We start from the raw sequence: 15,539 nt of genomic DNA, 5'->3' as shown, positions 1-15,539 counted from the left end.
GATGACCGATCTCAAGGACCCCGATCTTTACGTCGGCGGCATGCCCTATGCCGAGCTCGCGGCGTTGCGCGAAGCGGGCTCGGTCCACTGGAACCCTGAAAGCGACGGTGCCGGGTTCTGGGCGGTGCTGGGGTTCGACGATATCGTCACAGTGTCGCGGCAAGCCGATCTCTTTTCTTCGGCGCACGAGAATGGCGGGCACCGCATCTTCAACGAGAATGAGGTCGGGCTGACCGGCGCCGGGGAATCCGCGATCGGCATCCCCTTCATCTCGCGCGACCCGCCGACGCACACGCAGTATCGCAAGTTCGTGATGCCCGCGCTGTCGCCGGGGCGGCTCGAAGGGATCGAGGCGCGGATCGCCGAACGGGTCGAGCGATTGTTCGCCGAGGTACCGCTGGGTGAGGCCATCGACATATTGCCGCTCCTCACCGTGCCGCTGCCGCTGCTCACGCTCGCCGAGTTGCTCGGGGTGCCCGCCGAGACCTGGCACGACCTCCACCGCTGGACCGACGCCTTCGTCGGCGAGGACGACCCCGATTTCCGCCAGTCGCCCGAAGCCATGCAGGCGGTGATGGGCGAGTTTATCGGGTTCGCCACCGCCTTGTTCGACGAACGCCGCGCCAACCCCGGCCCCGACATCGCATCGCTGCTGGCAAATACCGAAATCCACGGCGAACCCGTCCCGCTCGGCGACTTCGTCGGCAACCTGATCCTCGCGCTCGTCGGCGGCAACGAAACGACGCGCAATTCGATCAACCACAGCCTGATCGCTTTTGCCAACAACCCCGATCAGTGGGATGCGATCCGCGCCGACCCCGCGTTGCTGCCGAATGCGGTCAAGGAAATGGTCCGCTACGCGAGTCCGGTCATCCACATGCGCCGCACCGCGACGCGCGATACCGAGCTTGGCGGGCAGGCGATCCGCAAGGGCGAAAAGGTCGTCGTCTTCTACCCCAGCGGCAATCGCGATCCGTCGATCTTCGCCGATCCAGACGCCTTCGACATCACACGCCCGATCCGCCAGCATCTCGCGTTCGGCGCGGGCACGCACGTCTGTGTCGGCTCGCGGCTGGCTGAGATGCAATTGCGACTCGCCTTTGCCACGATGGCGCGCCATGTTCGGCGGATAGAGATCATCGGAGAGCCGAGCCGGGTGCGATCGAACTTCATCAACGGCTTCAAGCGGCTCGAGGTCAGGCTGACAGCGTGAAACACGAGAGCGTCTGGGACAACAAGGACATCATCTGCGACGTTCTCGGCCGCGCGCCAGATGTCGAGATGGGGTCGATCGGCGATGGCTGGTCGCTGTGCCGCTGGCGCCAATTTGTCGGCAGCTACACCCTGCCCGCACTGCCGCAGCCGATCTTTACCGTGCATGTCGCGGGCAAGCCGCAGGTCAAGACATGGGATCGCGACGGCTGGACCACCTCGAGTTCGATCCCAGGCTGCGCGACGATCGTTCCCGCGGGCATGCCGACCGGCTGGCTGGTCGACGGCGAACTTGACGTCGTGACGCTGTCGATGTCTTCCGATGTCCTCGCCGGGCAACCCTATGCCGACCAGTTCAACAAGCTGCGCTTCGCCTTCGCCGACCCGCTCGGGGTCGCGCTGACGCGCCAGATCCTTTCCGAACTTTATGCGCCGCAGGCGGACGAGCGCACCGCCTATGTCGCGGCGATGGTGAATGCGCTCAAGGCGCACATCCTCTCGGGCCCGCCCGCACACGGCAACCCGACCGAGATTCCGGTGTCCGATTTCTCGGCCTATCGGCTCCACAAGATCATGAACGCGGTGCTCGCAAACCCGGCCGAGGAGCATAGCCTTGAGGCGATGGCGGCCGTCGCGGGGGTCACGCCGTCGCACTTCTGCCGCCTGTTCAAGAAGGCAACGGGCATCTCACCGCACCAATATGTGATGAAGGCGCGGCTCGACCGTGCGCAAGAGATGCTCGTCCAGACCGACCTCAGCCTCGCCGCCCTGTCGGAGGCGACCGGCTTCACCAGCCAGAGCCATTTCAGCCGGGCCTTTCGCGCCTGGTTCGGCATGGCGCCCAGCGACTATCGCCAGCAGGAAGCGCGGCGACTCGACTAGACGGAGATGATGATGACACAGGCGCAAGCGGCCGTGGTGCGCGAACCCGGCGGCCCCTTCTCGATCGAAGCCATCGAGGTCGAAGCACCCCGCGCGGGCGAGGTCCGCGTCCGCATTGCAGGCGTCGGCCTGTGTCACACCGACCTGATCTTCCGCGACCAGTTCGCGCCCTTCGCATTGCCCGGCGTCCTCGGCCATGAAGGCGCGGGCGTGATCGAGGCGGTCGGCGAAGGCGTCGAGAGCCTTGCCGTCGGCGACGAGGTTGTCGTCGGCTTTTCAAGCTGCGGCGCCTGTCCGCGCTGCGCCGAACATCTGCCGAGCTATTGCCAGAGCTTCGTGCCGCTCAACTATGCCGGCATGCGGCTCGACGATGGATCGACCGCCTATGCAAAGGGCGAGGAACGGGTGACCTCGCACTTCTTCGGCCAGTCGTCCTTCTCGGCGCTCACCATCACCCGCGCGCGCAATGTGGTGAAGGTCGACACGTCGAAGGTTGCACTCGAACTGCTCGGGCCGCTCGGCTGCGGTTTCCAGACCGGCGCGGGCGGGGTGATGAACTCGCTCGCCTGCCCCGCGGGATCGAGCATCGCGATATTCGGCGGCGGCCCGGTCGGCCTTGCCGCGGTGATGGGGGCGGTGATCCAGGGCTGTTCTACGATCATCCTCGTCGAGCCGATCGCGGCACGGCGCGCCATCGCGCAGGATCTTGGCGCAACGCATGTCATCGACCCGACCGAAGCGGGCGATCTTGTCGAAACCTTGCGCGCGATCGTCCCCGCCGGGCTCGACTTCGCCTTCGACACCAGCGGCGTCGTTCCCGTCATCGAAGCCGGCCTCGCCGCGCTCGGCAGCCATGGCGCGATCGGCCTCGTCGGTGTGCCGTCGAAGGCCGACGCCGCGATCAGCGTCAATATCGCCGCGCTGATGACCCCCGGCCACCGCATCATCGGGATCATCGAGGGCGACAGCGACCCGCAGACCTTCATCCCCGAGCTGATCGCGCATCATGCAGCGGGGCGCTTTCCCTTCGACCGACTGATCAAGACCTTCCCGCTGGCCGAGATCAACGAGGCGCTCGCGGCGCAAGCGCGCGGCGAGTGCATCAAGGTCGTGCTGATTCCCTGAAGGAGACCCGATATGGATTTCGACCGCGACTATGCGATGCTGATCGGTGGCAAGCTCGAAGCCGGCGGCGCCCGCTTCGACGTCATCAACCCCGCAACCGAACAGGTGATCGGCAATGCGCCCGACGCGAGCGCCGGCGACCTCGACCGCGCCATCGACGCCGCGCGCGCTGCGTTCCCCGGCTGGGCCGCGACGCCGATCGCCGAACGCAAGGCAGCGCTCAACGCGATGGGACAGGCGGTGCTCGCGAACATCGACGCGTTCAAGCGCCTGCTCACCGCCGAACAGGGCAAGCCGCACAGTGAGGCGGAGGGCGAGATCATGGGCGCGGGCTACTGGCTGATGGGCGCGGCGTCGCTCGACCTGCCGGTGACGGTCAACGAAGACAGCGACGAGCGCTACAGCGAGACGCGCCATGTCCCGCTAGGTGTCGTCGGCGCGATCGCGCCGTGGAATTTCCCGATGATCCTCGCGATGTTCAAGGTCGGGCCGGCCTTGCTCGCGGGCAATGTGATGGTCCTCAAGCCCTCGCCCTTCACCCCGCTCGCGACGCTGAAATTCGGCGAACTGGTCAAGGACATCCTGCCCCCCGGCGTGCTCAACATCGTCACCGGCGGCGACGCGCTCGGCCCGTGGATGACGAGCCATCCGGGCTTCGACAAGATCAGCTTCACCGGCTCGACCGCGACCGGGCGCCGCGTGATGGAATCGGCGGCGCCGACACTCAAGCGCGTGACGCTCGAACTCGGCGGAAACGACGCCGCGATCGTCATGCCCGACATCGACGTCGAAAAGGTCGCCGAGGAGTTGTTCTGGGCGGCGTTCCGTAACAATGGCCAGATCTGCATCGCGACCAAGCGCATGTATGTACACAAGGATATCTACGAACCGCTCCGCGATGCGCTCGTTGCCTATGCGAAGACGGTGAAGGTCGGCGACGGGTCCGAACAGGGCACCCAGATCGGCCCGATCAACAACGAACCGCAATACCGCCGCGTGCTCGACCTGATCGCGGACGCGAAGGACAAGGGCTATACATTTCTTGTTGGCGGCGAGGCGGCCGAGGTGCCCGGCTATTTCATCCCGGTTACCATCCTCGACAACCCCCCGGAGGACAGCCGGATCGTCCAGGAAGAGCAGTTCGGCCCGGTGCTGCCGCTGATCAAATTCGACGATTATGATGATGTCGTCGCGCGCGCCAATGCGAGTGATTACGGCCTCGGCGGATCGGTGTGGGGCCATGACGAGGACAAGGCGTTCGCCATCGCCCAGCGCATCGCCAGCGGTACCGTGTGGGTCAACGAGACCCAGCATCTGTCGCCGACCGCAGCGTTCGGCGGTATGAAACAGTCGGGGGTCGGCGTCGAGGGTGGGCTGGAGGGTCTGCTCGAATATACCAACGCCCAGACGATCGTCCGGCGAAAATCCCGCAGCGTTCCGGCATAAACACTAATCAGGGCGTCGAAGCAGCGCACGGAGTATCCCATGCTCGCGTCAGCAGGCACCTTCGTTCGCGACAGCCCGTTTGGGCAGTCTTGGCCGCAGCCTCATGATTGCGACTTCCTGCACCCGAAATAGAATTTCGCAGATCTCCCGCCGCTGCTTACCAAGACAAGCTGCATCCACGGGGGGGCGCCATGGAGTTCATGCCCCGGCCCCCTCATCCAGGATATGGGCATAAAGCGCGGGATCGACATTGGATCCCGACACAACGACCGCAACCGGCAAGTCGGACATCGGCGCGCGGCCGTGCAGCAGTGCCGCAAGCGCAACCGCCCCGCCTGGTTCCATGACGAGCTTCAATTCCTCGAAGCCGTAGCGCATCGTCGCCTTCACCTCGTCATCGCTCACGCTGAGCCCGCCAGAAAGCAGGCGGCGATTGACCGGGAATGTCAGGCAGCCCGGCGTCGGAGCGAGCAATGCGTCGCAGATCGATGCAGCTCCCGTCGCCACCGTTTCGCGGCGCCCGCTGTCGAGCGATCGTGCCGTGTCGTCGAAGGCGCAAGGCTCGACACTGAACATCTGGAGATCGGGCAGCGCGTCCTTCATGGCCGTGGCGATTCCCGCCACCAGCCCGCCGCCACCACAGGCGACGAGCACCTGTGACAGTTCCGCTCCGGCCTGCCGCGACTGCTCGACCAGTTCGAGGCCGATCGTGCCCTGCCCCGCCATGACGAACGGATCGTCGTAAGACGGCACCAGAACGGCTCCGCGTTCGATCGAGAGCGCGGTGGCGATGTCCTCCCGGGATTCGGTGGTACGATCATAGAAGATGATCTCGGCCCCGAACGCCCTGGTGTTCCTGACCTTGATGGCCGGAGCATCCGACGGCATCACGATCGAGGCCCCGATTCCCAGAAGCCGGGCGGCCGCAGCCACGCCCTGGGCATGGTTGCCCGAAGACCAGGCGACAACGCCGGCCGCTCGTTCTTCGCCGGTCAAACGCGCCAAACGATTATAGGCCCCGCGAAACTTGAATGAGCCGGTATATTGCGCGCCCTCGAACTTCACGAGGACACGGCGTCCGGCGCGCTCGTTCAGCGACGGAAATTCCAGCAAGGGCGTGCGCACCACCTTGCCCGCGATCAGCAGAGCCGCCGCGCGGACATCTGCGGCGGAAATGGCAAGCTGGCGATCGGTCATATCCTGTCTCTACCAGCCGTTGATCCGGGGCCAGATCGCGGTCAACTGACCGTCGCCGTCCAGCACATGATAGCGATCATATTGCGCCCCGGTCGCGCATGCATGGTTCGGCAGGATTCGGAGCTGCGCACCGACCGGAAGGTCGGGTAATACGGCCGTCGATCCCGGACGCAGGGCGATGACGCCATGCTCCTGATTGGCCTCGACCATGATCAGGTCGTCAAAGACGCGCCCGGCGAAGTCGCACACCAGACCATAGCCCTGGTCGATAGCCTGGCCTGACGTCCCGCGGTCGCGCGACATCGCCATCCAACCAGCATCGACAAGAATCCGGCCCTTCGCAGGTTGATGTCCGATCACGCTGCAGAGCACCGACAAAGCGATGTCGTCGATGCCGACCGAGCCGACGCCGGCCTGATAAAGATCGCCGAACATGAACACGCCGGCCCGCACTTCGGTCACGCCAGCGAGATCGCGGGCGAAACGCGCGGTCGGCGTCGAGCCGACACTGACCACCGGGCAAGGCAGGCCGACAGCGCGCAAGATATCGGCGGCGGAAACCGCCGCGAAGCGCTCGGCTTCCGCCGCGGCCGCGAGCGTATCGGGGTCATCGAGGGCATAGCTGCCGCCCGCATGGATGAGGACGCCGCGCAATTCGGCGCCATCCGCCAGCGCGCGCGCGATTTCGACGAGCGTCGCGGCGTCGCCGGGCGCAACGCCCGATCGGTGGCCGTCGCCGTCGATCTCGATCAGCGCGGGAATCCGGTCTCCGCTGGCGCGCGCATGGCGGACGACAGCCTCCGCCTGGTCGATGCTGTCCAGAATGACCGCCAGATCCACTCCCCTGCCGCGGATCGCCGCGACACGCCCAAGCTTGGCCGGCACGATCCCGACGCCATAGATCATGTCCGTCACGCCGCCTTCGGCGAAATATTCGGCCTCACGCAGCGTCGAGACCATCGCGGGTCCCGTCGATGACGTCATCGCGACCCGCGCGACGTCGCGCGATTTGGCGGTCTTCAGATGCGGACGGAAGGCCACCCCCAGCCGCGCGAGATGGTCCTGCATCCCGGCAACATTGCGCCGCAGCTTCGCTTCGTCGAGAAGGAGGCAGGGTGTCTGCAAGTCCTGAAGTGTCATGATATCCTGCACCTGAATGTGTCGCCGTCGATGGCTATCGGCGCCCCTCGCCCGGCCGGATGATTCCGACATTTTTTTCGATGCTGATCGTCGTTCCGAACGGCGCCGACAGCCGCTGCAGCCGCTCGAGGATCGCCTGTGCCCGCGCGGGCGATGCCATTGCAGGAACGCCCTTGCCCGCGCCGCGCACGTCGACGCCCAGATCGATCGGGTAAAGCCTGATTTCGACGACCTGCCCGCCGACGTAGCGGCTGGTCGCGATCACCGATTCATACAGATTAGGGTCCGAGAAAGATCGCGTGTTGCGGGCTTGCAACAATTCGGGAACCGTCGCCGCGCCGGGCGCGACGCCATATTGCTGGAACATGTCGTCGGGAATTTCGTCGAGCGAATTGTTCATCATCGCAAAATTGCCGAGCGAATAGAAGATGGGCCGCCCCTTGTAGATTTCGATGCCGCGAAGCTGATGCGGGCCGTGGCCCATATAGACGTCGGCGCCCGCGTCGATCACATCATGCGCAAGCTGGATCGCGAAATCCGCCGGTTCCTGCGAAGCGTTCGAAGGTTCGTGATTGTGGACCGAGAAGATGACGAAATTGCCGTTCTGCTTCGCCTGCCGGACCGACAGAAAATTCTCGTCGACGTCGCGCTGGTTGACGCGATAGCTGAAGGCCAGCTTTCCTTCACGCACCGGCCCGGCCTTGTAGTGGCTGCCCATCAACATGACGCCGTCGTCCTTGCGCCCGTCACTGCGCAGTTCGGAGCGCGCGGCGAGGCCCGCCAGCATCTCCAGTTCGCCGGCCGACACGACCGTCGAGCGGCGCGTGCGCAGGCTGTTGACCCCGGGTCTGCCGGGAACGCTGCCGACCGGATTGGCGGCGACCGACATCGGCGTGAAGGTCGAAGTGGCCGAGACGATGGCGACACGGCCCTTGGCAGTGTCGAGGTAGCGCGGTGCGCGCGCTGCCGCCATCGTCTTGCCAGTTCCGCCCCAGACCAGCTTCGCCGCGGTCAGATGGCGCCCAGTCTCGTCCATCCCCTCGACGCCCCAGTCGGTGGCGTGATTGTTGGCATGGCTGACGATGGTGAAGCCCATGGCGCGCACATCGGCGGGAACGCCGGGATCGGCGTGCATCCAGGTGCCGCCCGATTCCGCCTGCGGCACCGCCTTGGTATCGGTCAGGTCGATGACGCTCGTCTCGAAATTACCGAAGGTGACGTCGGCACCGCGCAGCAGGCGCAGCAGATCGGGGCTCCGCGCTTCGATCGTCGGCAGCATCGGGCGCAGGTAGATGAGGTCTCCCGCACCCGCGATGGTGAAGCCGTCGGCGATCGGCACTGTCGGCACCGGCGCCGTTTCGAGCTTTTCCTGCGCCGACAGCGTCAGCGCGAGCGCGAGAGCGAACCCGGCCGCGACCGTCCCGGCGATCCGCGAGGCGCGGAGGTAGCGCGGCCGGGTGCCCATTATTGGACGCCTGCGGTGGCGAGCAGGATGCCGAGACCGACGGTGGCGCCGTGCAGGCTCTTGGTCTTTTCGACGTCGATCCATTCATCGAGCGAGTGCGCACGGCCGCCCTGTCCGCCCGACCCGATCGTCACCGCCGGGATGCCGAGGCTCATCGGAATGTTCGAGTCGGTCGAGGAGAAGGAGGGTCGCGGTTCCAGCCCCTTGGCGCGGATGATCGCATCCGCATTGCGGACGATCTGCTGCGTCGCGGCGGTCTCGCCCGCCGGACGGTCGCCGATCAGCTTGACGTCGGCGGTAACCGGTCCTTCCTTGACCGACCGAGCTGCATTCTCGCCGTCGACGCTGTTCTTGACGACGGCAAGGAACGCCTGTTCGAGCTTGGCGAGTTCGGCGGGGTTTTCCGACCGCATATCGAATTCCATGAACACTTCGTTCGGGATCGAATTGACCGAGGTGCCGCCGCCGGTGACGCTGGCGGCATAGGTGGTCTTGGGCTTGGCCGGAACGGGGATCTTGTAGAAGTCGACCACGGTCTGGCTCATCGCCGCCATCGGGTTGACCAGTCCGAACGCGCCATAGCTGTGCCCGCCCGGCCCCTTGTAGGTGATACGATAGCGCCGCGATCCGACCCCGCCGTTGACGACCCGCGATGCATCGGTCCCGTCCATCGAGAAGAAGGCCTTCACCCGGTCCTTATACTTGCCCTTGGTCAGCAGGTAGCGGACGCCGCGCAGGTCGCCCGGCCCTTCCTCGCCGACATTGCCGACGAAGACGATGTCCTGCTTCACCTTGATCCCGCTTTCCTTCATCGCGCGCGCATAGGCGAGCAGCACGGCCAGGCTGCGCGTGTCGTCGCCGATGCCGGGGGCATAGAGGCGCGTCCCGTCGCGGCGAACCTTGATCGGCGTGCCCTCGGGAAAGACGGTGTCGAGATGCGCGGCGATCATCACCGCCGGGCCGCCGGCGGGACCGGTGCCGCGATAGACGCCCATCGCATTGCCCTCTTCGTCGATCTCGACGTCCTGGAGTCCCGCGTCCTTCAGCATTTCGGCATAGGCGGCGGCGCGCGCGGCCTCCTTGAACGGCGGCGCCGGAATTTCCGTAAGCTTGATGATCTCTTCGATCATCCGGTCATGGTCGCGGTCGAGGATCTTGATCGCTGATTCATACCCCTTGGTCTTCAGCACGGCCTCGGGCTTCGCCTTGGGGGCGGCCTGCGCGGGGGAGGCTGCCATCAGGGCCGCGCCCAGGGTCAGCAACACCATGTTACGCATAAAAATTCCTTTCGCGAATTGGAGAAAAGCCATTCAGACTTTGGAGACCGGGGTGGTCTCGATTTCAAGCGCCAATGCGGCCGGTTCGGGTTCCTCTTCAACGCCGAGGACGCCCTCCCAGCGCGCGACCGCGGTGCAGGCCACCGCGTTGCCGACGACATTGGTCGCGGTGCGGCCCATGTCGAGAAAATGATCGATCGCGAGGATGAGCAACAATCCGGCTTCGGGCAGGTTCACGAACGACAATGTCGCCGCCACGACGACCAGACTGGCGCGCGGCACACCCGCCACACCCTTTGATGTCACCATCAGGATCAGCAGCACCGTGAACTGCTGCCACAAATCCATCTCGACGCCATAGGCCTGGGCGATGAACATGATTGCAAAGGCCATGTACATCATCGACCCGTCGAGATTGAACGAATAGCCGAGCGGCAACACGAAGCTGGAAATCCGCCGCGGCACGCCGCCCCTGTCGAGGGCCTCGAGCGTGCGCGGAAAGGCGGCTTCCGACGAAGCGGTCGAAAAGGCGAGCAGAATTGGCTCACGAATGTTGCGCAGCAGCACGATCGGGTTTGCGCGCAGCAATATCCATGCGGCGGAAAGAAGGACAACCCACAGGAGGGCCAGCCCCAGATAGAAGACACCAATGAAGTAACCGAAGGTCACGACGATGCCGACGCCGCGCTCGATCACCGCGGCGGCAACCGCCGCGAAGACGGCGATCGGAGCGACGCGCATGACATATTCGGTGATCTTGAGCATCACCGCGACCATTTCCTCGACCAGCCCCGCAAGCCGTTGGCCGCCACTGCCAAGGCTGGTAATACCGACGCCGACGAACAGCGACAGGACGACGATCTGCAATATCTCGTTGTTCGCCATCGCGTCGAACATCGATGTCGGCACCAGATGGGTGACGAATTTGGCGATGCTGAAATCAGCGGTGGCGAGGCTGGTCGATCCGGTCGCGGTAGGCAAATCGAGTTCGAGGCCGACGCCCGGCTTGAAGATGTTGACAAGCAGCAGGCCGAGCAGGAGCGAAATGAAACTCGCGCCGATGAACCAAGCCAGCGCCCGCCCCCCGATCCGCCCGAGCGCCGAGGTATCGGCCATATGGATGATCCCCGACACCAGAGTGGCGAACACCAGCGGTGCGATGATCATCTTGATCAACCGCAGGAACAACGTGCTGACGACAGAGAAATGGCCGGCGATCGTCACAAGCCGCTCCTGCGTCGCCGCGGTGCCGTCCGTCATTGCGGCGTTGATCGCCCAGCCGACCAGCAACCCGAGCGCGAGGCCGATAAAGATGTAAAGCGTCAGGCGCTTTGCCACGTCGATTCTCCATGACGGGAGTGAAGTTTACCGCTTTACCGGATGCGGGTCGGCGCAAGGTTCGGACGCAACCGCATTGTGCGGGCAGCAGGCGGCCGGACGCGACCGGCCCGCAATAGGGACGCCACGACCACCTGTACTCGACCACCCTGTTGGGTAGGGTTATTCCCAGACCAGCTTCTGCGCGTATTGGCTAATGCCCGTATTGCTATGTGCAATGTTCGGCGCGTAATCGAGCTTCCATGCGAATTTGGCGCCCAGTTCATGCGCCACCTTGCGGCCATAGGCATGGAAGAATTCGCCGCGCGCCAGCCGGTGGACGCCCTGCGTCATCGCTTCAGGCGTCCGCGAAAGCTGGTGATGATTGGGATCGGTGTCCGCTGTGCCGAGCAGGATCGTCAACGGTTTTTCCAGTGTCGCTTTCAATCCGGCGGCGTCGGTCGGTGCACCCTTCAGACCATAGGGATATTGGATCGCCAGATCGGGCATCGTGTACCAGCCGGCGTTGGCGGCGACCGCCCGGCTGTAGCGGGCGTCGGGCCACAGTTCGACGAAACGATGCACGAACTGCCCCCCTGCCGAGTGGCCATAGATCGCATATCGGGGCACCTTGGTGCCCGTCGCCTGGCGAACAGCATCGAACATCGGTTCGATCGACGCGAACGACCATTGTTCGCGCGGCCGCGGATTGCCGGCTTCGTCGACGATATGCCCGACATTATAGGTTAGCGAGGTCGGGAAATCCTCCTTCGAATATTCGGGAGTCAGGACGATATACTGCCCCTCGTTGGCGTAGGGGATCCACGCGTCGCGGTAACCGTCGGCATTGCGCCCGGCACCATGGATGACGAACAGGATGCGCGTGGTCTCGGTCACCTTGTCGGGCAGGTAATAATGGACGCGGAGCGGCTTTCCGGCCCAGCCGGAAAAAAGGAAGCTCCCCGCACCGGGTTTGAGGTCCGGCAAGGCCGGCGCCTTGTCCTTCGCCGCCTTGGCGGGGGCCGCCGCCCGGGCCAGGGCGGTGGAGCCGATGGTCCCTCCCGCCACGGCCAGGACCAGCATCGCCAGACCGATGGCTCGCGCCGACGCCTTCCGCCGGCGCATCAGAACTTCACCTCGATCGACGCGAAGCCCGAGCGTCCGACAACACCATAGTCGAGGATATAGCCATTGTCGTCAAAGGGCGTCGCACCTTCGGGCACATTCGGCCCGGTCTTGTCGAACAGGTTGGTGATGCCAACCGACAGGCGCCACTTGCCGCCACCGAATTCGGGCCGGATGCTCGCCCCGATGTCGTGCCGCCAATAGGCGCCATAATAGAGGTATAGCGGATTGGCGAACCCGGCCGCTTCGGCCGCCGCCACACGATCGTTCGACGACACCATCGGGCCGATGTAACGCACGCGCCAGTCGATGTTCCACAGCTTGTTCGTGTACCCGATCCGGGCGCGGACAACGTCGGTCGGCGAGGAAATCTGCCCCCTGGTATTGGAAATTTCGGTGCCGTTGATCCCCTGATACTGGGTTTCCTTCTTGATCACATGCGTCCAGTTGAAATCGAAACGCAGGTCGCCGGCGACACCGACCCCTTCCAGCGGCAGCCGATAGGCGAACGACGTATCGATGCCCGACGTCGAGATGCGATCGAGGTTCTGCGGCACCTGGTTGATCTGCAGGATCTGGCCGTCGGCCCCGCGGATCACCGACTGGCAGAACTCGTTGCCGGCGAAATTCGTCGCGTCCGAATAGCACTGACGCAGCAAAATCTCGTTATCCAGCGCCGAGATCGCATTGGTCACCTTGATGTTGTAATAATCGACCGACAGGTTGAGCCCCGGCAGCGCGCGCGGCGAGATCACCGTGCCCAGCGTGAAGGTCGTGCCTTTTTCCTCACGCAGAGCCAGGCTGCCCATATTGGGCGACTGGATCGAGGTGGAGGACTGGGTGAACACGCCGTTCGAGGCGATCGTCGCCGCGATGCCCGGGTTCAGGCGGCAATTGCCGGCAACCGTGCCGGCGGTCGTTGCCGTGATGCCCGAACAGATGTCGACCACCGTGTCGGTGTCGTCGCGCGGCGGCGAATAAAGTTCGGGAAGGCTGGGCGCGCGCTGCGCCGTGCCATATTGGGTACGGAAACGCAGCCCTTCCACGGGCATCCAGTCGGCGCCTGCATGATAGCTGTACACCGTGCCGACGTTCTTCTGGCTATAGTCGGACACGCGGCCCGCGAAATCGACCTTCAGTTCCTCGAAGAACGGCTTGCCGCTGAGCAGCGGGACCGAAAGTTCGGCAAAGGCTTCCTTGACGTTGAAGCTGCCGCTGAAGCTCGGAACCGCCGCAACGTTCGAGATGACCGCAAGCGTCTGCGCATCGCTGCCCGACGTGCCCTTTTCACGGCGATATTCACCGCCGAGCGCAAGCTGCACCTTGCCCGCCGGAAGCTCGAAGATCGAACCGGTGGCAAAGGCCTGGAACACGTCCTGACGCAGCTTGGTGTAGAATGTCGAATCATGGCGGATGTAATTCGCCGCCTCCGGCGTGATCGTCCCGACGCCGAAGATGTTGATCGGAACGCAGCCGGCAGCGCGCGCGGTGGCATCGCGACACTGGATCACGCCGCTCGCCAGACGCTCGGCATCGAGTGCATATTTCAGATTCTGCAGGTTGATATTGTTCAGTCGCGTCTGGACCTGGTCGAAGGTGCCATAGGAATAGGTCGCGTCATAGGTCCAGTCGCCGCCCAGCTTGCCGCGGACGCCGCCCCAGACGCGCAGCGTGTCGCGATCGCTGATCGTGTCGCGATTGCCCAGTTCGTCGAAGCGCCGCCGCCAATCGATGCCGCTGGCCGGAGCGCCGGCGCGGATTTCGGTCGGAACAAAGGGATTGTCGCGCGAGATGCGCCCGATCGCGAAGGTCGGCAGGCCCGGAAGCGGAACGCCGATCTCGTCGCGAAGGAACACCGTGCTCGAATCGCGATAGCCATAGGGCGCGCGGGTGTAGAAGGTGTCGAGGTCGGAGAATTGCACCTCGACATAGGGGACGAACGCCTCCGACACTTCGAAACTCGCTTTGCCGGCCAGCGCCATCACGGTGCGCGGCAGGCGCAGCGTGTCATCGAAGCGATCGTTATAGCCGTCGCGATTGGTCACAAATCCCGTGCGCAACGTGCCGGCGTCGTCATAGAAAAAGGCGCCGCCGCGAAAGCGTCCGCCCGGCGTATCGGTGCTCAGCGCGGGGTCGCTGATCGTGTTGGTGCCCGAAGCGAAAGTCCAGTTCTTGGTCGCGCGGGCAAGGCGGTCGCGCGCGAGCAGGCCGCCATCGTCGTCCCAGCTGCCGCTGATCGCGAAATAGCCACGGCCGTCTGCGAATTTGGCGCCGAAAGTGGCAGCAACCATCGCCTCCTCAGCCCCGCCGCCGCCGGTCAGTGCAGACCCGATGCGACCGCGCAGACGCAGGCCTTCGAGCTTGGATTCAGTGATGACGTTGACGACGCCCGCGATCGCGTCCGATCCATAGACCGCCGATGCGGCGCCGGTGATGACATCGACGCGCTCGACGAAATCGACGGGAATGGTGTTCAGGCTGACCACGCTGCGGTTCGCGGCATTGGCAACCGTGCGCCGTCCGTTGATCAGCGTCAGCGTGCGCGAACTCGACAGGCCGCGCAACGCGACCGTGCTGGTGCCGGCGTTCTGAATGGTCCCGTTCGGCTGCCCGACGGTGGTGTCGACGAGGTTAACGCCCGGCATTTCGGCAAGGATTTGGCCAAGATCGGTCTTGCCCGATGCTTCCAGTTCTTCCGCACCCAAAATGTTGATTGGCACCGTCGCCGAAAAACCATCCTGCTTGATGCGCGTGCCGGTGACGACGATGCTTTCACCGTCGGCCACGGCCTCACCTTCGGCCTCTGTGCCCGACGTCAGATCCTGCGCCATCGCGGTACTCGACACCATCGTCAGCAACGCGACCGCAAAAGATTTCCTGAAACTCACCATCTCGACCCCCTTTTTTTCACGACCAACAAGTGGCGTTCCTCCTTGAACAGGAAGAAGAAGACCGGGGCGCAAAGCCGCTCGTCGCTTCTCCTTCCGGCTTTTGGTGCGTATCAGCGGGTCCGGCGGGCATTCGCCGACCGACAGCCGTCGCAGCATAAAGCAGCCTCGGTCGATCAGGCAGACCAGCCCGACCGAGGAGGACAGTTGAACCGGCGAAGGGAAACAAGGCCAATATCAAGGCTTCCCCTACCTATAGAAATTTTCTATGGATTTTGAGCCAGACGCCGGCAGCGACCCAGGATTTCTCTCCCGATTTGGCGGAATGACGGCAATGCCCGGTGCCATGCACAGATGATCGGCAGCCGCTTGACCACGTCGGCATATGCCTGAGGGGAATAGGTCGCCGACGCCGTCCGTCGGCAGGAGCATATCCACGCTCCGCCGCCAACAAATATCCTGGCG

At 64.4% G+C, this 15,539-nt stretch carries 11 protein-coding genes; 4 read left to right on the top strand and 7 right to left on the bottom strand.

Annotated elements, in window-relative coordinates; translation table 11 throughout:
* Position 1 precedes the first annotated feature (1 nt).
* From EEB18_RS17935 to EEB18_RS17920, 4 genes are read left to right on the top strand one after another with little or no spacing between them, the layout of a single operon-like run.
* Complete coding sequence (locus tag EEB18_RS17935) at positions 2-1,213, top strand: cytochrome P450 (RefSeq protein WP_187139792.1); 1,212 nt, start codon at positions 2-4, stop codon at positions 1,211-1,213.
* The gene (locus tag EEB18_RS17930) at positions 1,210-2,094 is read left to right on the top strand and encodes a helix-turn-helix domain-containing protein (protein WP_262407990.1); all 885 of its coding nucleotides are present in this window, start codon (positions 1,210-1,212) and stop codon (positions 2,092-2,094) included. The genes EEB18_RS17935 and EEB18_RS17930 overlap by 4 nt, the downstream gene beginning before the upstream one ends.
* A gap of 12 nt (positions 2,095-2,106) precedes the next feature.
* On the top strand, positions 2,107-3,219 hold the full coding sequence (locus EEB18_RS17925; RefSeq protein ID WP_187139791.1) for an NAD(P)-dependent alcohol dehydrogenase: 1,113 nt from the start codon (positions 2,107-2,109) through the stop codon (positions 3,217-3,219).
* 12 nt (positions 3,220-3,231) lie between these two features.
* Positions 3,232-4,665: an aldehyde dehydrogenase family protein gene (locus tag EEB18_RS17920; RefSeq protein ID WP_187139790.1), complete on the top strand. Its 1,434-nt coding sequence runs from the start codon at positions 3,232-3,234 to the stop codon at positions 4,663-4,665.
* Between the two features lie 198 nt (positions 4,666-4,863).
* Here EEB18_RS17920 and EEB18_RS17915 read toward each other — a convergent pair whose 3' ends face one another.
* The 7 genes from EEB18_RS17915 to EEB18_RS17885 form a co-directional block, all read right to left on the bottom strand.
* Positions 4,864-5,862 carry a threonine/serine dehydratase gene (locus EEB18_RS17915; RefSeq protein WP_187139789.1) on the bottom strand — a complete coding sequence of 333 codons (999 nt, stop codon included), beginning with the start codon at positions 5,860-5,862 and terminating at the stop codon, positions 4,864-4,866.
* Positions 5,863-5,871: 9 nt separating this feature from the next.
* Complete coding sequence (locus EEB18_RS17910; RefSeq protein ID WP_187139788.1) at positions 5,872-7,002, bottom strand: DSD1 family PLP-dependent enzyme; 1,131 nt, start codon at positions 7,000-7,002, stop codon at positions 5,872-5,874.
* A gap of 34 nt (positions 7,003-7,036) precedes the next feature.
* Complete coding sequence (locus EEB18_RS17905) at positions 7,037-8,467, bottom strand: CapA family protein (protein ID WP_187139787.1); 1,431 nt, start codon at positions 8,465-8,467, stop codon at positions 7,037-7,039.
* The gene (locus tag EEB18_RS17900) at positions 8,467-9,744 is read right to left on the bottom strand and encodes a M20/M25/M40 family metallo-hydrolase (RefSeq protein WP_262407989.1); all 1,278 of its coding nucleotides are present in this window, start codon (positions 9,742-9,744) and stop codon (positions 8,467-8,469) included. Before EEB18_RS17900 ends, EEB18_RS17905 begins: the two co-directional genes overlap by 1 nt.
* Positions 9,745-9,777: 33 nt before the next feature.
* Complete coding sequence (locus EEB18_RS17895) at positions 9,778-11,082, bottom strand: dicarboxylate/amino acid:cation symporter (RefSeq protein ID WP_187139786.1); 1,305 nt, start codon at positions 11,080-11,082, stop codon at positions 9,778-9,780.
* Positions 11,083-11,244: 162 nt separating this feature from the next.
* Positions 11,245-12,186 (bottom strand): alpha/beta hydrolase, encoded by a 942-nt coding sequence (locus tag EEB18_RS17890; RefSeq protein ID WP_187139785.1) that lies wholly within the window; start codon positions 12,184-12,186, stop codon positions 11,245-11,247.
* The gene (locus tag EEB18_RS17885) at positions 12,186-15,077 is read right to left on the bottom strand and encodes a TonB-dependent receptor plug domain-containing protein (protein ID WP_187139784.1); all 2,892 of its coding nucleotides are present in this window, start codon (positions 15,075-15,077) and stop codon (positions 12,186-12,188) included. The genes EEB18_RS17890 and EEB18_RS17885 overlap by 1 nt, the downstream gene beginning before the upstream one ends.
* Between the last annotated feature and the right edge of the window lie 462 nt (positions 15,078-15,539).

Source organism: Sphingopyxis sp. OPL5, from assembly GCF_003797775.2.
GTDB lineage: Bacteria > Pseudomonadota > Alphaproteobacteria > Sphingomonadales > Sphingomonadaceae > Sphingopyxis.
Note: the sequence above shows the minus strand (reverse complement) of the source record. Positions and strands in the feature narration are given on the sequence as shown.